The sequence below is a fragment of the Pedobacter terrae genome (genome assembly GCF_900100705.1).
Taxonomy (GTDB): domain Bacteria; phylum Bacteroidota; class Bacteroidia; order Sphingobacteriales; family Sphingobacteriaceae; genus Pedobacter; species Pedobacter terrae.
Genome location: NZ_FNCH01000007.1, coordinates 113187 through 132266, shown reverse-complemented (window position 1 = coordinate 132266; position 19080 = coordinate 113187). Strand labels below are relative to the sequence as shown.

Sequence of the window (19080 nt, the reverse complement as noted above, 5' to 3'; positions counted from 1 at the left end):
AAACAATTCTTAGATTGCTTAAGGTTTAATATGAAGGAGTAAAAAGAGGCTGTATCATAGATATAAAGTTGTCAATTCTGAGCTTGTCGAAGAATCTCCATCAATATACTAAAAGCGTTTCGACAGGCTCAACGTGACAAGTTAGATGTGATGTTACGAATATGATACGGCCTCTTTTTTTTTTGCAAATTACTAATAAATAGTGAGTTAAGGACTTACTACCGGAGCGGTTCAGTCATTACCCTGGCTACTGTTTTTCAAATACTTTAAAATTGCGTCATAAACGCCCGACGAATTTTCTTCGAACATATAATGACCGGTATTTTCCAGATTCACCAGTTGATAATTTTCGGCTATCATTGGTAAACTATACTGATAAAAACCGGAAGATACGTTACTGGCTATACCTAAAACAGGCATATTTAGCTTCGAATAATTTTTGGCATCGGCTATATCCTGGTTAAACGCCTGGTACCAGCCATTGGAAGCACGTATACGCTCTGGTTGATTGTAAACGGATGCATATACATCTCTTTCAAAATCAGGCATCTTCGAACTGTCTACCATTACATAATCGAAAAGCCAGTCGAGCAGGTAGCGATAACGTCCCTCCAGTAATTTTTCAGGCAGTTCTTTGACCTGATTAAAACTCATCCACCAGGTATAAGGCTGTTGGTGATCTATTTTTTCACCAAAAGTTTCCGGCGGCGGCATCAGTTTCATTTGCATCATTCCTTCGTTAGGATGTAGACCGTCCGCCAGGATCAGGCGTTCTACCACATCCGGGTAATTATGCGCCAGGCTGGCTGCTACCATACCACCTATATCATGGCCTAATACGTGCGCTTTACTGATACCCAATAGCGCCATTAACCTGTACACATCAGTAGCCATTGTTTTTTTGTCATAGCCAGATGGTGGTGTTGCCGAACTGCCCATGCCACGAATATCTACTACGATAACCCTAAAGTGATCGGCCAATGGCAGCGCGACAGAACGATACGAATACCAGGTTTGCGGCCAGCCGGGCAGACAGATCAATACCTGGCCTTCGCCACCACTATCTACAAAATGCAGTTGTGTTCCGTTAGCTTCCATTACATGATTGGTAAAGCCTGGCCAATGTTTTATAAGCTGCGCATCGCTATATACCTGTTCCATTTTGTGCTATTTTGTTGTTGTTTATTTCGTTAAGTATTGTTTCTGCCGCTTGCCAGCTTAAGCCAGTATACCGGTCGTTGTCAAGTGTATGATGATGTGCCGCAAACATACTGTAGAGATATTGCATCTGCTGCCATTGCGGGTATAGCTGGTTTTCTCCATCGGGATTTTCCGTCCTTAACTTTTGAATGTAAGCCGAAAAGTGTTCCAGCGTACCTTGTTCTTTTAATTCAAAATGTTCACCAAAAACATGTCCGGTGAGCGCTGCCAGTTCATTCGGACTAATCTGGAAGCCTGCAATACGGAGAAATCGCGGCGCAGTATCATCTAATGCAGCGTACGCAGTAAAAGCAGCCGTATCTTCTACTGTGGTGAAGTCGATCTGCCAATCTGCTTTTCCTGAATAGTAGGTAATGGTCTTCGCTTTTGTATCCAGGAGCGGAATATTATACTGCAAAACATAGGCAAAAGCACCGTTGAATACGGAAGTAGCCCGGATATTACTGGTCTCCAGGACGGACTGAAACTCCTTACGCAGGTCAAAATTCCTGTTCTCGCCTTGTTGTAATTGAGTAAAATCTGTACAAAAATCGGATGGAATAAAGCGTGGAACGCCCGCTTGTACCGCAGCCTGAAGCAATTGGCTTTGTGCCGTTACAATCACCTCGCGCAAGCCTGCAAGTACCGATACCACACAAGAAACACCTTTACACGCCGATACCAAGCCAGCTTCATCTTCAAAACGAACCGCTATAACCTCCACTCCTAATTCACGCAGTTCATTTATTTTCTCCTGATCACTTTCTTCTCTCACCAAGGCCCGTACACCAGCGCCATTTTTGATTAAGTGTTTGCATAATCTGCCACCCAGGTCGCCGGTCGCGCCTGCAACTAAAATCATATTATTCATTGTTCTTTCTTATTGAGTTCACAAAGCTATGCCGCTGAGAAGTCAATCGAACTACCATTTGGTAGATAATGCAATTAGCGAAGATTTTTACGGATACGACTTAGGGCATTTGGTGTAATGCCGAGGTAAGAAGCCAGTTGCTTTACAGAAATAAATTGCATGAAGCCCGGCTTTTGTAGAAATGCCAGGTAACGTTCCTCTACAGTCATGGTTTGGAAGCTGATGATCTCGCTGATCATGCGCACCGCCATACCTTCCCAGAGTTTTCGGCCAAACTCCTGCCAGGCTGGAATTTGTTTGTAAAGCAAATCCATATCATTTTTATGGATAGAGTATAGTTCAGTATCTACAACTGCCTCAATATTGAACCGTGAAGGCAATCCCGGACTCAGGCTGGAAATTTCAGCGAAAAACTCTCCCGGCTGCACAATCCAGGCTGTAAGTTCCTGATCATCGTTATAGAAAAAGCGAAGCGCTCCTTTGTTTAAAAAATAATAGTGTGAAGCGATTTGGCCGCGTTTTAGTAATAATTGACTTTTTTGCAGTGTTTTTAAAGTGAAATGCCCTAAAATCTTCTGAAGATCTTCTTCCTCCAACCCAACGCTGGAACGTATCAAATTTTTAAGTTCCTGCATATCTGATTCGGCATTAAATGTACTTAATAATTTCTTAAAGATATTTGTTTAATTGGTCTGGATTTATCATAAACCGGAATAAAAGATTGTAAAGGTAATCGAATTGACTTGCGTCAGCAAACAAAATAAAAGAATGTAACAGTCAATAACTACATTGAAGTTTTTATGCGCTTTGTTGTGTGTATAGGTATGGGCACATCAGCATGATAAATAAATTATGTAATATCTTTAAACTTTTAAACAGCTTATGGTGCCTTTTTTAAAAAACGATGTTGACATGTTCACAAAACTGACGGAGGCTGAATTTAATGAACTTAAAAGTGTTTTTTTCTATCAGAAATATTTGAAAAAGGAGTTTATTATAAAAGAAGATGCTGCAGTTCGGTACATTTATTTTATCTCGTCGGGCTTAGTAAAACTATCTTATTTCGATAATGATGCTAATGAATTTATTTTGTCATTTGCTTTTGAAAACTGGTGGGAAACAGACTTCTCTGCCTTTTATCATCAAACTAAAGCTACGTTAAGACTACAATGCCTTGAAGATACAGCGGTATACGGTTTGAGTTTTGATGATTACTTTCTGATTTTGAATAAATACAGACTCTCAGACTATTTTTTAGACAAATCAATAAGGGGACATATTGCCAGTCAGAAAAGGATTTTATCACTGCTCACACTAAATCCAAAACAGCGCTATGAACAATTTCTACAGGTATATCCATTGCTTGGGCAAAGAGTTCCAAAATCCATACTTGCACTGTACCTTGGGGTTTCGAGAGAGACATTGAGCAGGCTGTATAAAGCTAAAAGATAAAAGTGATCCCGGTCACAGCCGAATTAAAAAAAGTAGTGGGAATTTTGCAGGTAAGAAATTTATCAAATAGTTTTATTATGCAAAAAAACATTATCAATCCCTGGACCTGGCAAGATGCCAGAAGTTATGCACAAGCGGTAGAAGTAAAAAATGCAGCAGGTACGCTATATGTTTCCGGTCAAACTGCGATAAGTGATCAAGGCGTATCAAGCGATGAAGATATGCGTTCGCAAATCATCCATACCATTCAAAATTTAGAAAAAGTTATTCATGAAGCAGATTATGAATTGAAGAACGTGGTCAGGTTAAATATTTATACCACTTCAAGCTCAGAATTATTCGAAAATTTCGACGTCATTCAAAATTGGATAAATAAAAATAATATCAAACAAGCTTCTACTGTACTGGAGGTAAAAAGTCTTTTTGAAACACTAAAAATTGAACTTGAAGCAACAGTGGTAAAATAGTTTTTGAAAATCTGTCGCCATGCTCTTTTACGTTTTAAAGTTTTCTGGATGAGACAATGAAGCTACAAAATTTGGGAGTATTGGGTCTTTTAGTAATTAGTTCTAAAAACTGAATAAATTCAAAGCTAAAATTACTGGTCAAATTTTAATACCTCAAGCATAATTGTCCGATGTTTTATAGCCCATTCGCGGAGCTGCAAGATCAATGGCGCGAAACTACTCCCGTGTTCAGAATGGGAATAGCATACCGCATTTTTGGCCTGGCTTCCGCGAACAGCTATAATCAACCTGTTTTGCTCCAGATAACGGAGCTCCTTGGTCAGGGTTCGTGAAGTAATGGGCTCAAGGTCCTTTTTAAGTTCCGTGAAACGTTTCGGATCATTACATAAAGAAGCCATTATAGCACCCCGCCAACGCCCCCCAATCAGTTCCAACGCATCCTGTACATCCCGGTAAAGCAAATGTTTTTCTTTATTTTTCATGTTATAATTTTAATTGTGTATCTCTCTTTAGATTACAATTATAAACCAATTTGGTATCCTTAAAGATACTAATTTTTAACAGGTTTTGAAAGCGCTTTTTCCATGCGAGCAGTAACTTTGCGATATGAATGATTCTATTGAAATAGTACAGGTGTACAATGCTCCTTTGGCAGCGGTTTGGAAAGCATTAACTGATATAAAACTAATGAAGGAATGGTATTTCCCGCAAATCCAATACTTCCAACCAAAAATCGGTACAGCATTTAGGTTTACCGATGACGGTTCGGCCTACCAGAAGGAATGGGAAGTAACCAATTTGAGAAACAATCATTTGATCGCACACAGTTGGAAATATAAAGGTTATCCTGGCAACTCGGAAGTTACCTTCGAATTATCCGTTAGCAGCGAGGGCACCATCCTTAAGCTTACGCATACGGGCCTGGCCAGTTTTCCGGCTGCCCCGCAGTTTTCTTATCATCGATTCGAGCAGGGGTGGAAAATGATATTGGGCCAAAATCTTCGTCATTGCCTGGAATAACCATTTAAATAATGTTCTATGGCTAGCCTGGCCTTAATGTTTATTAGCAAGGGCTAAAATGAGCAAATGCACAATTGAAAGTTGTATGGCTTTACGCTATCACCTAGCGTTGGTATATACACCACACCATACATTTGATTTCTATACCATCTAATAGCAATACACTTACATAATCTGTGTTTAAAGAGTTGCTGAAGCGGCTCAACCTACAATAAAGCACGCGCTAAAGTCAGTAAATTACGCTGTCATGATTTAGCAATTATACCCTTATATCTAATCCCGCTACGGATCGCTTCATTCCGGGCTAATCTGGTGCATCTGCTTAGATAGAAAGCGATACATCTAAAACAGTTTTTCTAAAGCAACATCTTTATCAAAACCATTATGCCTTTTTAGCGTTAACGTATACAAAGGTTTCCATATCATAAAACAAAATTAACAGCGCTATTGTATGAAACATGTATATCTAATTTTCGCCTCCATCCTATTGTTATCTGCCTGTAATAACACACCCAAAAAAGCGGAAGATAAGCTGGTTTCGCAAACCAAAATCTCTGACAGTGTCAATATTATCCCACCAAAAGAAAACGATGTTGAAGTAAAGAATTGGTTAGATGACTTCAAAAATTTTAGGGAAACCCTGCATTTAAAGGATCTCAAAAAACTGAAGACTTATTTTGATTTCCCCGTTTCTGACGATGGCGCCGCCATTTGGAGCTTATGCAATTTAACCGAAGCAGAAATACAGGCAAGAAAAAGCAAATTCAAAAATGCAGATCTATTTTACGAGCAAGATCTGGAACAATATTATAACAGGATTTTCAATGCCGATTTTGTTAAAATGTTATTGAAAATTAAATCTGATAAGTTGTATGCAACACACTATAATGAAACGACAGAAGTTACAACAGCCGATCATATATATAAACTGATTGCAGAATACAATGCGACCAGTAAGGTATTAAGTTTCAATCTGGCTTATGCCAATAATGGCACAGACGAGGAAGGCAATCGTGTAAGTGAGGGTGAATATAATATTATTTACAGTTTCACTGTTATCGATGGTAAATATCTAAAGTTTAAGAGAATAGATATTGCCGGGTAAAGCAAAATCATGAAAACCCTTTCTCGAATGGGTTTAATATCAGCGCAATTATTTGATTATTAAGGTGGCAAAAGCTAATTTATGATCAAAAGCTAAATCAATAAATGGTTTTTGATTGAATTTTAAACAAAGGGATTTCAATTTTTAAGCAAGTGTAAATTTGGCAAAGGCTAAATTTCGTTAAACCAAATAAGGGGAAATATGTTAATAACATATCTTAATTAATGTTTTCAGCTCATGACAAAAATCGGTAAATATTTACTGGCAGTTCTATCGGTATTAACTTATTCTTGTAATAATCAGCAAACTACCGAAAAAGCGGTTGAAGTTGGTCGTACAGATAGCACAGCAACAGCTGTGATTGACACCTCCAATAATTTAGCACCATCAGTTGAGCTGCCAAAGGTCCAGCAAGAAGAAGTCCACATCAATTATCAGGATAGCATTGATTTTGCGCGGTACCAGATAGATGCTGAAAAAGTAACTAAATATGCACCTATAGACTGGACAAGTTATCCCGAAGCTAAAGATTTTAAAACACGAATTACCGAAGCCTATAAAACTAATGAGATTGATTTTGCGGGATATTATGTGGTTTCCGTATTTGGTTGTGGAGCAAGCTGTATTATGGGTTTTATGGTTGATGTTCGCGACGGCAAAATTTACGATTTACCATTAGGTGAAGAGAACTCATGTCTTTTCGCAGAAGACAGAGCAATGGGCAACCTGAAAAGCAGGCTTTTTATTGCCGGAGTTTGTAAAGAAAACCAGGATGATAAAAAAGTTTATTACAAAGCTTATTTATGGGACGAGGATAAAAAAGAATTTGGAAAAGTGGAGGCCGATGCATTTTTAAAAAACAAGCTAAATTAATTTTCAGATCGTATGGTAAAACATTTTAAACATAGCTTTTGCACTTTTCTGCTATCTACAGCAATTACTGGCTGTATGGGACAGGTGAAACCTATCGGGCAAGCACCTTTAAATTTAATAGACATAAACTTTAACACCCCGGTAACGAGTTTATATCCTGAAAAATATAAAAGTGAACAATGGGACAATTATTTTAATATACCTGTAGGTGATGAAACCAGGATGGTGCAACGGGATACTACTTTTATCAATGAGTTTTCCAAAGACCAAAGGGCAATTGGTGTAGAGTATAGACAAAAAAGTTCGTCAAGTGGCGACACCTTAGCCATAGCAAATAAACAATCATTCAGCTCGTTAAGTATAGCAGCATCCCTAGATGGAAAAATAAAAGCCATTGGTGCCGAAGTTGATGATATTACCGATAAAGACGCGAAGGATTTTATTGCAGCACTGACTAATAACTATGGTAAATCTAAGAAATTAGAAGGCAGTTTTATCAGCAAGTTTACCATTTATGAGTGGGAAGCAAAGGATAGAATTTTTCGTTATTCGACCATTTTCAAAGATGAAAAGAACACGCTAAAGCTTAGCATAGATAAAGAAGCAGGAACCATTGAAAGCATGGACCGAATACCTCATCACGATGGGTATTTTTTTGTGATCAACAAAGCCTTCATCAATGATTTAAAAACATTACGAACTGGTCTTTTTGTCTACATTAAATAAAAACAGCATAAACAATTGCTATGACAGATTTATTTCTTTACCAATAAAGACTTCTTAAATTTTATTGAATGCGTTACAAAGGTTAATCTGTAATTTAAAAATACGCATAATCAACCCGGGCCAATAACAAATGAAAAAAGTATTTAAAATCATTGGGATATTGATTGCTGTGTTCATCGCAATTGTTCTTTTGTTTTTCGGTTTCATTTGGGGGAGCATAGCATGGAACCGCTACAGTAAAAAGAAAGAAGCCATTCGTTACCAAAAAGAAGTTTGCGACACGATAAAAACAGTACAGGGAAATTTTGACATTATGGTTAATGGTTTTACAAACAAAGAATTAAAAAAGATTAACTTTTATCTGCAGCGCGACAAACGCATTGTTAAAGATACCACTATAAATTTTGTAGGTAAAGATGACCGGGAAATTCAAACGCTTATCATGCCTTTTAAAGAATTGGACATTAACGATCGGATTATCCTTGTGATTAAAAACAGAACTTATTTACTTTCAGGATTTAGCTTCATGGCAGTATACAATTACGGTATGTTTGGACCGGTTGGTCCATGCCATTGCGCAACAAGTGGTTACGAAAAGGTAAACGGTAAGCCCAGAGGCTCGGGCTTATTGCTTAAAAAAGAAGGCTTAGTGAATTATCAGTTACCATAAATAAGGCATTAATAAACCAACCAGATAAAAGGAAAATCCATATTAATTTAAGCTTATGTTTTTGGTATTGATTTATAAAATAAAGACACATGCGGATCCTTAAAAAAGATAGTGCAATGCTTAAAGAAAAACGTCTAAAATAAGTACTAATCAAAACATCATGATGAAATCGCTTCAAAAAGTAACACTGTTTTTTGGTATAACGCTAACAATTACTGCATGTCAAAACAAAGAAAGCAGAAAAAAAACACTTCCTGTTGATACAGTGGTACACCAAACGGAAGTTTCTCCACAAGTACAACCCACAAACTCAGATCCTGTTTTTCCGGGCACCGGTAATACCATAAAAGATTTTGTTCCGGCCAATTACAAAATGGATTTAGAAGCAGCAGGAGATCTGAACAATGATGGAGTAAAAGATGCAGTTATTGTACTTATTAACACCAGAGATACCACAGCGCTTCGCCCTACATTAGTACTCTTTAAACAAGGTACAAAATATAACCTCTACAGTAAATCCTTTTCAGCAGTGGAGCCTAAATATCGCGGGGATGGCTATCCGGTCTACGATCACGAAGATGTTGGTATTGATAGCGGGAAGCTGGTTATTTCGATGCAGGCTACTGGTCCGGCAGGAAGCATAGAAAGCACTTACAAATACATCAATAAAGCTTTAGTGTTAACGCAGATTAATGCTTTTAGCATGGGCGCTGGCGGACAAACTGATCAAAAAATCGATTTGCTAAAAGGCACTTATACCCAAACCGATATTAATACGATGAAAGAAGATATGCCAAGTACAACTAACACCAAATCATACAAAATACCAACAGTGCTTTTTAAAGATAGCGATCCAAGCGAACTGATGACGAAAGCTTTTGATCAATTGGGGAATTAGATTATTTGATAGGGAAAAGATTATCATAAGAAGCTAAATAAAAACGCAAATTGGATGCGATCTGGTTATGCCTGCCAGTTTAGGTACCGGAAAAATGAAAAGCGCATGAGGTTAATTGGGATGAGCGAGTACGCTTTTGGCAACGCTACACACGATGGCAGTGGCGAAGCAAGCATAAATTTACTTACTGGCGACTACGTGGGCGACTGGCATTATTTCGATTATTCTGCCAATAATTAGAAAGGCGACTTGATTAAAATCCCGACCATTAAGGCGAAGATACAAATCAAAAAAATCTATCTCGAGGATTTTGATGGGGAACAATATGATGCGATATCAGAAAAATTTATTGCATTGATAGAGAAGCATAAAAATTTAGAAATAAAACGAAGAAAAAAGCATTAAACCGATGAAAAAAACATGACCTTTTGGAATGTCTGTTAACTAGATTTGATTAATAATGAGAAAAATCCTGCTCTTTCTACCTTTATTTTTAACCACTCTAGGTTGCTTTGCTGGTGGACTATCTGCCTGGCAAGAGGAAACACCTTATGGACATACTATTGACCATGATGGCAGTGCCGGTGGTTGGGTTTGTTTATCTATAGATACGAATTCAATCTGCTTTCAGCATTTCTATTTCTACAAAGGGCACACGGTTACGTATAGCGACAGCTTGTATTTTATCATCGACGAACGTAAAGAAACAATCCAAGAGTTTAACAATGAGCAACAATGGTTACAAGCCATTCAACAACAACATTTAAAACCAATTTTTAAAAGGGAGTACAATGCTGACTATAGTTCCATTTTCGGCGATGGAATTTTCTTTTTCCTCGTGTTTTTTCCAGTTCCACTGCTCATGCCAATTTTGTGGCTGTGTTGCCTCATCAGCCTGACCTTTTCCTGGCAATGGGCAAAAGGTTTCCGTAAGTATTATGCATGGATTTATCCCAGCATCGTATTAGTATTAATCATATACAGCATTTTCCCTCAAAGTTTGTAGTATGAAAAAAATGATTTACATCCTGTTCTTGATATCGACGGTGGTTTATGGTCAATCAAAATCTGCTAACAATAACTGTCCTTGCAGCATTTCTTCTGAAATTAGCAATTGGAAACCACAATTAGCAAAAGGTTTTGATACAAAAGCTACTGCTGACAACTTCGCTCATAGCCTAAACGGGATGTATCTTTCCGAAGACCGTGATTCGCTATACCAGATCAAAATCATTATTGATGCAAAAGCCTATGGCACATTTGTACATTTTCAACACCTTAGTTTCAGTAAAGCAAAGCTATTGAGCAAACAGGTAACTACTTGCGAGCAACTACCTAATGTGCATGACGGAGGTTGGATCAACGCAAGTATTTTTTCACCAGTAAAAGCCATTAACAAAAAATTTGCAGCTTCTACATTTTTTTTAGGAGAAAGTAACTTTAGAATTAACAAAACCAGTTCTTATCGCTTGTACAAATGTGATAAGGAAACTAAATTCGGTATATTCGACCTAAATAAGCAACGTTACTATCGAAAAGTTCATTGGGAACCCGAGGGAAGCTTTACCGAAATCTCACTAGTAGGTTTTATACAAAATGATCTAAAGAGATACAGTAAGCAACAACTAGCAGAAATGAAAAATGCCGTATATGCCCGCTACAATTATGCTTTTAAGGGAAACGGAAAGTGGTATGCTCACTTCAATAAAAAGCCAGGTTACCGTTGGAACTATTTTAAAGATATAACGCCTTTCATTACCACATTAGAAAAGGATAATATTGAATATATTACTGGTTTCGAAGGAGCTGAATACTATGATAACCAAAAGAGCAACGATTTCTTAGATTTTTGGGAGAAACTAAGAACCATGGTACCAGAAAATGATACTGATAAACTAAATGATTTAATTGAATTTCCATTTACGATTAAAGGAGTAGAAGATGGGATACCAGAATTGAAAGTGAGTAAGCAGCAGTTTGCAAGCGTATGGCCAATGCTCCTGGAACAAGAAAACTTCGGTATTAATGGATCAAACAAACCGGTATCATCGCTTTCTAAAAGTGTTTTCAACAAGGCTGATGCTTTTGCAGCGCAGATGCTCCATACCAAATCCAACAACATTGCTAACCTGGTCTTTCAAAAAATGAATGGCCTTTGGAAGGTGAGTCGTGCTTATGCAGACCCCGATTTATATCCAAAATTACAAAGGATGTTGACAGCAAAAAAGGTTAAACCGTTTACAAAGAAAAACCAATAATTCAAGTAAATGACATAGCCAGCATTAATCCTGTTCAGTTCAGCATAAATGGCGATAATCAAACATATTAAAAACAAAAATAGCTGCAAGCCCAAGGGCTGCAGCTATTCATATATTATTGTTTAACTACTATTTGAAGATACTTTCCAGGGTTTTGTTCAGTTCCTCTCCTCTTAAATCTTTACCTACAACCTTACCTTCGGGATCAAGCAGAAAACTAGCCGGCACAGATTTTACGCCATAAGCTTTAACTGCTGAGTTAGACCAGGCTTGCAAATCCGAAACATGCGTCCAGGTTAATCCATCAGCTGCGATGGCTTTTAACCATGCGTCCTTTCTGGAGTCAAGAGATACGCCCAAAATTTCAAAGCCTTTGTCATGATACTTTTTGTAAGCGGCTACAACATTTGGATTTTCTCTCCTGCAGGGGCCACACCAGCTTGCCCAGAAATCAACCAATACGTATTTGCCTTTAAAGTCAGATAACTTTACGATTTTACCATCTTTATCAGGCATCGCAATTGCCGGAGCTACTTTCCCTTTGGCTGTTTTCGCATTAGTTTTTAATGCGGTGCTGATTTGTTCGCCAATATCTGATTGCCTTGCTTCTTTATTGAGCAGCGCAAATAATTCTTCCGCTACCGGAAAATTAGGATAACTGATAAAGCGTTCATAAATGATTGCTGCAGATCCGGCCGATGTTGGATTCTTGAGAATATACTGCTTTACAGCTGCAATGTTCATGGTATCCAGTACCTTGAATTCCCGGTTGAGACCTGCACGGATAGTTGTATCCATTTTGCCAGCTTTCTCTGCCTGATCAAGCCTTGCGTAAATACTTCCGGCTTTAGCAGTAATTGTTTTCCATGGGCCATTGTAAAAGCCCATGTATACATCCTGCGCAGCAGAACCACTAATGACCACAGGAGATATACTGTCAGTTTTAGAAATATTGATCGCAGTATTTTCTAATATAAATTGTATTGGGTTTTTGAGGTGCTTACTTTCTAATTTATAAAAGCCCGGTTGTTTTACCGTTCCTTTAAACATAAAGGCGCCATTAACAACCTTGGTTGAATCTGTAACTACATACTTATCCCCAACTTCGTGCCCAAGATAAACCTTGTCAGTAACGGCAGGCAACTTACCGGTCAATACATATTTCCCGTTCTGGGCATATAGCGAACCTCCGCAACACATCAGTGCCGCAGGTACCAGGGTTAATATGCGCTTAAATAAAATGTTCATGTTATATTGATTTTAACTTGGTAATTACTTCTTCAAGACTCGTGTTTTCCAACACAACTTTTCCCTGCTCATCTAAAAGGAACATAGCCGGTATAGCCTGTACTTTCCAGGCATTGGCCGTCGCTCCGTGGTCCAGAAAACTCGGCCATGGCAGTTTTTCTTCCTGCTGTGCCTTTAACCAGTCTCCCTCTTTTTTATCAATCGAAATACTAACGATCTGCAGGCCTTTATCTTTATAATCTGCATATACTTTTTTCAAATCAGGAATCGACTTACGGCACGGAACACACCATGAAGCCCAAAAATCGACCAGCACGTATTTATGTCCTTTTTTTAATATCCCTAACTCCGCAGACTGCCCTTCCTCGTTTTTCGCAACCAGCAAAGGTGCTTTCTGGCCTTTAAAACCAGCCGGGTTAATCAGATCGCCCATGATTTTACCATAATAACTTTTTTGGGCCGCGGGCGAAAGTTCTGCATACAAACTTTTGTCTTCCGGTGTAAAATAACTGTAGATATCAAGTGCCAGCAGTGGTCCCCAGAAAGAATCTCTATTGTCAGTCACAATTTTTCGCAGATTTGTCTGCGCCTGCTTAAAGAATTGGGATTCATCAGCCATTGCTTTTTTCCAGGCCGGGCCAGCCGTTATCGATTTCACCAGTGCGGTATCTTTTGCTGCGATTGCTTCATTTCGCTTATTTATTACCTCTTTATTCGCTTCCTGATTAGTTAGGTAAAGTGCATTAAGTGCATTCTTTGGTGCAATTTTTTGCATATACAGCACATGTGATTCGCTTCCTTTCACCACTACGTCGGTAAACTCATAATATTTACGATCGCCATTGCCCAAAATCTTAGCTGTAGCTGTTACCACAACTTTCCCTGGTTGAAGCATCAATGAGGTTTGTCCGCCAACGCCTTCGATCCGTAAATAATACAGCCTTGGTTCTTCGGATATTTTTCCTTCGAGCAAAAAGTGCCCACTGCTAATCACAGCCGTTGCTACAGGCTGCTCATTTGCATGTGTAGCACCCGGAACGAGATTGATATGCGCGCCATCTGGCAGCCCTTTAACAGTCCCGTTGATGGTGACTGGTAAAGGCGCTGCTTTCGCCTGTCTGGAGAAGACGGTAAAAAGTAACAAAAGCAGTAAATGTTCTATTTTTAGTTTCATAGGTGTACGTGATTTACTTATCTACATTCTGTTTGATGGTTCCATTACCCGGATTTTTTGAGGCACCCAGTGGAAATGGCATTGTCCACATACGAGCGTTTGGTGCAAGTGTTAAAGCCTGTCCAGCTTCTGTTTTGCTCAGTGTAACAGCGTAATTAGGATCTTTATTCAGACGGCGTGTATCAGCAAAAGGCGTAATCCCTAAAATAAGTTCGTTTCTTTTAGTACGCTGAATTAACTTTACTGCATCTATAGTGTTAGATGCACTTAATGGTGCATAATTTGCAGCAAAGATTCTTTTTACTCTTATCGCATTCAAGGTAGACATTGCGCCAGGAATATCGTTAAGGCGTGCCTGACATTCGGCTTTAATCAGATATACTTCAGTAGTGGTTAAACCACCTACATTAAAATAACCCGTAGTAATACTCGTGTAATAAGTATCTGCACCAACGGTCCGGAGTTTCCAGCGGGAAGCGAATCTTGCATCTCCCTGTTCAAAACGAGTTGCGCGGTCAACGCGGATCGCCTGTTCCCGTCCGGCATTACTAGATGCACCGTGACGGAAATAATAATTTTCCACGTAATTGAAACCCATTGGCGAAGGCGCATTATTATATACATTAACTGCCTCTATTTGCGTTTTGTAGGTATTATAGAATGTTGTCCAGTCGAACAGTTTATCGTTGTACTTCAGCGCTTCGTTTGCTGCAGCCAGTGCATCAGCATATCTTCCCATTTGCAGCAGTATTCTTGCTTTCAGCGCATTTGCTGATCCGAGGTTGGGATGTAGCACGGTTGCACTGGTAGCACCCAAAGCCGGAATGGCTTCATTGATATCCTTTAGCATAAAATCATACAGTTCTTTGATCGATACCTGGGTATAGGCAGCGCCAATATCAGCACTGAGGATCAGCGGCACCGATAATTTGGTACTTGCGTTGGCTTCTTCATAAGTATCTGCGTAATAATTAGCCAGGATATCATAATCAAAAGCCCTCAGTACTTTTGCCTGTCCAATCAGCTCAGCTTTTTGTGCTTCGGTACCACCGGTAGTACCGGCTGCCTTTTCGATAATCAGGTTGCTGGTGTTTATTCCGGTATACATGTTATAATAAGTACTTTCATCGGCATTGTTCAAGGCAATTCTGTCGGCTGATTCATTCCAGTTATAATTTGCCTTGTACAGGGGGTAATAATTCAGGTTCGCGGTGGTTTCAAATTTATCGTTCAGTAAAAGCACTGCCTGGGTAATATCTGTCCGGTGGTTACTATACTCATCGCGGAGCAGGGCTTCATAGTCTGACAGTGTAGTAGGAATCTGACCGCCTCCTACAGGAAGTATATCAATAAATTTTTTGCAGCTGCTAAAGCTCAGCACAGAAACCAGAGCGGCTAATTTTATGGTGTTTGAAAGTATATTTTTCATCACTTTATATCTTTAAATGTTCTTTCGCTGCTAAATGCAGCATAAACGGTTTTCTAGAAATTCAGATAAGCACCTAGTACATAATTAGGTGTGAGGTATCCATTAAGCAAATATTTCGCAGTTTTGGATTTGGCCAATGTAAATGCGTTCTCTACATTAAACTGGAAACGTATATTGCTCATCCCTGCCTTTTTAGCCACCAGTTGTGGTACTTTGTATGCAAGTGAAATATTTCTCAAACGCATATTACTCGCATCAATCACATTGATATCTGCATAGCCGTACATACTGGCACTCTGGCTGTTATACGCAGGATCTTCAGCAAAAACTACTTTAGGTACATTAGTTGTTAGCTCATCACCAGGATTTCTCCACCTGTTTACAATGTCTTTATTTACCGTGCCAATTTGTGTTACATAGCCATTAAGGGCACTATTATAGCCCGATCCAAGCGTAGGTAAAAATGTATTCCTCATTTTATGTCCGCCCTCGAAAGTGAGCAGGAAAGATAAAGTGAAGTTCTTATAATCCAGCGTACTGTTAAATGACCCACTGTATTTTGGAACGGTCGTTCCGCTGTACACAATAGATTGTAGATTAGTCGGCGAAGCCAGTACCTTCTCTCCTTTTTCATTGTAAACCTGTGGCAATCCTTGATTACTCAAACCAGCCCATTGATAACTGTAAATGGCATTGTATGGATTTCCGATACGCGGAAAGGATTGTGGATAATCGAGCTGAAGAACATAGAAAGGCGCCTCAACATTTACATAGGTAACTTTATTCTTATTGTAAGCATACTGGATACTTAAATTCCAGTTCAGGTCTTTATCGCGTATAACATCACCTGACAGGGTCAGTTCAACTCCCTGGTTCAGCATCTTTCCGTTATTGATGACATAGGTTGAATAACCAAATCCCTCAGTCGGTACACCTTGCGTATTAGCCAGCAAATCAGTACCTCTTTTACGATAATAATCAATTGAGCCTGATAAACGGTTGTTCAACACAGCAAAGTCAAGACCGCCATTGGTGGTCGTAGTTTTTTCCCATGACAACAACGGGTTTGGTCTGGTGCCTACGGTTGCCTGTAAGCCGCCTACATTGTAATTGGGATTAAAATTGAAAGTGGTAAATGGTGCAGTATTGGTGTATACGTTACCACCGATACCATGAGAAACACGCAGTTTCAATCGGTTTACCCAATCTGCGTTAAAAAATGATTCCTTGTTGATATTCCAGCCTGCACCCATTGACCAGATAGGGGTATGCTGATATTTAGAGCTCGTACCCCAGAGGTTAGACCTATCCCAGCGAATACTGCCCGTTAGCAGGTATTTTTCATCATAGGTGTAGCCAACATTACTGTAAAAAGAAACAAAACGCTGTGTATCATTTTTTAATAAACGCCCATCCGCTATTGAAAAACTTCCGCTACCGAGAGCATTTCCAGGAGAACTGCTTAACAATGTCTGGTTCACCAAGCTGTAGGTAAGCGTGTTTGGATTGTAATTATACAGTGTCTGATTTTCATAGTCTATTTTTCTGTCTCTGATTTCAGACCCTATAATTGCGTTTAAGTTGTGTTTTTCTCCAAAGGTTTTATCGACATTGAACTGCTGCCTGAAAACGTAGGAATTACTGAATTGATTTTCAGCATAATTGATGTTTCCGTAAGGGAGATTAAAAGTGGCAGTTCCGCCCGCATTTACAGAGACAAAACTGTTTACCCGGTTTCGTACATAATAAGAATTTTTATCATTCAATTGCTCAAGTCTCCTGGTTGAATATTCGTATTGGAAGGTTGATTTATAAGAAAGCCAATCAGTAATTTTTGCCCCAAGCCTGATAAATGACCTATTGGTGAAATTCTTTGTTTTGCCAAGGTTCATTGCCTGCTCATCCAATGGAGTAATGTCCATATTGTATAAACGGTTGTTATTGATTATCGCCATGGTATTCGCAGATAAACGTGATGCTGCAGTAGAAGTAAAGTTACTTCCATCGGCATTCACCAAACGGTCGTAAGGTAAATAGGCATATCCTGGTGATAAGGTATTGTAGGGCTGGGTAGTTCCATTAGCATAAGACAGGAAAGTACTCAGTTCCATACTCAACCACTTGGTGAGCTGAGTGGTGTTGTTGATGTTAATACCAAGGGATTCATCGCCCGCAAATTTATCCTGTGTTTTATTGTTACGGTAGGTTACCGAAGAATATAAAGCATTTTTCTCGGTTGCGCTTGCGGCACTCAGGTTATATTGCTGATAAAATGGATTACGCTTGCTGTACTTTTCTACATCGTCATAGTACTGGTATCCACCAGCCGCCAGTTGCTCCAATTTTGCGTTAAGATCTGCCTGTGAAAGGGTGCCTGCAGCATTTCTTAAAATTGCATTTATCCCTTGGCTTGGGTAGGCCATATTCTGCAGTACGTTTGCTGCGTAAGTGGCCGCATTTGCACCGCGTAAATTCGGGTTATTAGCAGCCCATTCTTTTTCCAGCGCTACGATATCCGATGAATTAGTCAGGTTATCGGTGTAAAATCTGTATGGGGATAGGGTGAATGTACTGGAGGCAGAAATTTGCGGCTTGCCAATTTTTGCTTTCTTGGTCACAATAACAATTACACCGTTAGCAGCACGCGCACCATAAATAGAAGCCGCAGCAGCATCTTTTAATACCGTAATGCTTGCGATATCCTCAAGATTTAACCCTAGTATGCCTTCAGCTACATTTTTGTTATTTGGATTTAAGTTCAGGTTTTCTACAGGAAAGCCATCGATCACATATAAAGGCTGCACCAATCCATTCATAGAAGTGGTACCTCTAATTAAACCATTATTGTAACCTGGTATTCTACCTTCAAGCAGCGACTGTAAACTGCTTAAACGCTGTTGATCCAGTTGTTTGGACGATACCGTAGAAAATGATCCGGTAACGCGCTCTTTCGAAAGGGTTTGGTATCCTGTGGAAACGGTCACTTCATCCAACTGACTGGTTTGAATGGTGAGGATAATATTGCCAAGATTTTGTGAGGCCTTAATTTCCCTGGTCTGATAGCCCAGATAGGCAACGACAAGTATGGCATCTTCATCCACATTTTCCAATTTAAACTCGCCATCACTATTGGTCAATACCTGTTTTTTCAATCCCTTTACACTTACAGTAGCTCCGGGAAGAGGTATGTTCTTTTCGCTGAGCACTCTACCAGAGATATCGATCGACTGAAATTGCCTGAGTATTTTATCAAATAATGCAGGCTCTTTCTTTTTTACAAGTACAGATTTATTGGTAATCGTAAATTCCAGCGATTGATTTTTGAATATCTGATCAAGAACGTCGTTCAGTTCAGCATTTTTAACGTCTATCGAAACTTTTCTTGAATTCTTTAATACCGAATTTGTAATAACAAAATCGTAACCGGTCTGCTCGCTGATCTGATCAAAAATAGTGTATAGTCCGGCGTTTTTGGCCGATAAGGTAATTTTTTGTGCGTAGGTGCCCGCACTTACCTGCATAAATAAAGCAAGTATGAGTAAAGTGGTTAGCTTCATAACTCTCCATAGTTTGTGTTGCGCGCTAAAAAAGCGCACTGGTTTAGTGCAAATTTGGTACATTTGATAAGTTTGGTTGTAGCTTCAAGCCTTGTATTTCGAGTTCGCGGCTTTTAGCGGTTAGTTAACTGT

At 39.2% G+C, this 19080-nt stretch carries 19 protein-coding genes; 11 read left to right on the top strand and 8 right to left on the bottom strand.

Annotation, left to right across the window (positions count from 1 at the left end; all coding sequences use genetic code 11):
- Positions 1-231: 231 nt before the first annotated feature.
- From BLR60_RS10925 to BLR60_RS10915, 3 genes are all read right to left on the bottom strand, one after another.
- Entirely contained in the window at positions 232-1161 is a 930-nt protein-coding gene (locus BLR60_RS10925) for an alpha/beta fold hydrolase (RefSeq protein WP_090499668.1), read from the bottom strand.
- Positions 1145-2071 carry an NmrA family NAD(P)-binding protein gene (locus BLR60_RS10920; RefSeq protein ID WP_090499667.1) on the bottom strand — a complete coding sequence of 309 codons (927 nt, stop codon included), beginning with the start codon at positions 2069-2071 and terminating at the stop codon, positions 1145-1147. Before BLR60_RS10920 ends, BLR60_RS10925 begins: the two co-directional genes overlap by 17 nt.
- Before the next feature lie 74 nt (positions 2072-2145).
- Positions 2146-2706, bottom strand: coding sequence for a Crp/Fnr family transcriptional regulator (locus BLR60_RS10915; protein WP_090499665.1), 561 nt, complete (start codon positions 2704-2706; stop codon positions 2146-2148).
- Positions 2707-2983: 277 nt separating this feature from the next.
- Here BLR60_RS10915 and BLR60_RS10910 point away from each other — a divergent pair, with 277 nt between their 5' ends.
- Both BLR60_RS10910 and BLR60_RS10905 read left to right on the top strand, forming a co-directional pair.
- Positions 2984-3523 (top strand): Crp/Fnr family transcriptional regulator, encoded by a 540-nt coding sequence (locus BLR60_RS10910; RefSeq protein ID WP_244155637.1) that lies wholly within the window; start codon positions 2984-2986, stop codon positions 3521-3523.
- Positions 3524-3600: 77 nt separating this feature from the next.
- Positions 3601-3990, top strand: coding sequence for a RidA family protein (locus BLR60_RS10905; RefSeq protein ID WP_090499886.1), 390 nt, complete (start codon positions 3601-3603; stop codon positions 3988-3990).
- Positions 3991-4121: 131 nt separating this feature from the next.
- Here the strand turns inward: BLR60_RS10905 and BLR60_RS10900 are convergent, their stop codons facing one another.
- Entirely contained in the window at positions 4122-4472 is a 351-nt protein-coding gene (locus BLR60_RS10900) for a winged helix-turn-helix transcriptional regulator (protein WP_090499661.1), read from the bottom strand.
- 124 nt (positions 4473-4596) lie between these two features.
- On the opposite strand from BLR60_RS10900, the gene BLR60_RS10895 reads away from it, so the two are divergent.
- The 9 genes from BLR60_RS10895 (at position 4597) to BLR60_RS10855 (ending at position 11540) form a co-directional block, all read left to right on the top strand.
- Positions 4597-5010, top strand: coding sequence for an SRPBCC family protein (locus BLR60_RS10895; protein WP_090499659.1), 414 nt, complete (start codon positions 4597-4599; stop codon positions 5008-5010).
- A gap of 451 nt (positions 5011-5461) precedes the next feature.
- Positions 5462-6115, top strand: a complete 654-nt coding sequence (locus BLR60_RS10890) for a hypothetical protein (RefSeq protein ID WP_090499657.1) — start codon at positions 5462-5464, stop codon at positions 6113-6115.
- A 237-nt stretch (positions 6116-6352) separates the two neighbouring features.
- Positions 6353-6988, top strand: a complete 636-nt coding sequence (locus BLR60_RS10885) for a hypothetical protein (RefSeq protein ID WP_090499656.1) — start codon at positions 6353-6355, stop codon at positions 6986-6988.
- A 12-nt stretch (positions 6989-7000) separates the two neighbouring features.
- A complete protein-coding gene (locus BLR60_RS10880) occupies positions 7001-7714 on the top strand; it encodes a hypothetical protein (RefSeq protein WP_143009064.1) in 714 nt (237 codons plus the stop codon).
- Between the two features lie 130 nt (positions 7715-7844).
- A complete protein-coding gene (locus BLR60_RS10875; protein WP_090499652.1) occupies positions 7845-8384 on the top strand; it encodes a hypothetical protein in 540 nt (179 codons plus the stop codon).
- A 160-nt stretch (positions 8385-8544) separates the two neighbouring features.
- Positions 8545-9282, top strand: coding sequence for a hypothetical protein (locus BLR60_RS10870; protein WP_143009063.1), 738 nt, complete (start codon positions 8545-8547; stop codon positions 9280-9282).
- A gap of 54 nt (positions 9283-9336) precedes the next feature.
- The gene (locus BLR60_RS10865) at positions 9337-9522 is read left to right on the top strand and encodes a hypothetical protein (RefSeq protein WP_090499648.1); all 186 of its coding nucleotides are present in this window, start codon (positions 9337-9339) and stop codon (positions 9520-9522) included.
- 220 nt (positions 9523-9742) lie between these two features.
- On the top strand, positions 9743-10288 hold the full coding sequence (locus tag BLR60_RS10860) for a hypothetical protein (protein ID WP_090499647.1): 546 nt from the start codon (positions 9743-9745) through the stop codon (positions 10286-10288).
- 1 nt (position 10289) lies between these two features.
- The gene (locus BLR60_RS10855; RefSeq protein ID WP_090499645.1) at positions 10290-11540 is read left to right on the top strand and encodes a YARHG domain-containing protein; all 1251 of its coding nucleotides are present in this window, start codon (positions 10290-10292) and stop codon (positions 11538-11540) included.
- A gap of 129 nt (positions 11541-11669) precedes the next feature.
- Here the strand turns inward: BLR60_RS10855 and BLR60_RS10850 are convergent, their stop codons facing one another.
- The 4 genes from BLR60_RS10850 to BLR60_RS10835 are packed head-to-tail and all read right to left on the bottom strand — an operon-like array spanning position 11670 to position 18948.
- Complete coding sequence (locus BLR60_RS10850; RefSeq protein ID WP_090499643.1) at positions 11670-12788, bottom strand: TlpA disulfide reductase family protein; 1119 nt, start codon at positions 12786-12788, stop codon at positions 11670-11672.
- 1 nt (position 12789) lies between these two features.
- Positions 12790-13962, bottom strand: a complete 1173-nt coding sequence (locus tag BLR60_RS10845) for a redoxin domain-containing protein (protein ID WP_090499641.1) — start codon at positions 13960-13962, stop codon at positions 12790-12792.
- A 13-nt stretch (positions 13963-13975) separates the two neighbouring features.
- On the bottom strand, positions 13976-15391 hold the full coding sequence (locus tag BLR60_RS10840; RefSeq protein WP_090499639.1) for a RagB/SusD family nutrient uptake outer membrane protein: 1416 nt from the start codon (positions 15389-15391) through the stop codon (positions 13976-13978).
- A gap of 53 nt (positions 15392-15444) precedes the next feature.
- A complete protein-coding gene (locus tag BLR60_RS10835) occupies positions 15445-18948 on the bottom strand; it encodes a SusC/RagA family TonB-linked outer membrane protein (protein ID WP_090499637.1) in 3504 nt (1167 codons plus the stop codon).
- Positions 18949-19080 lie beyond the last annotated feature (132 nt).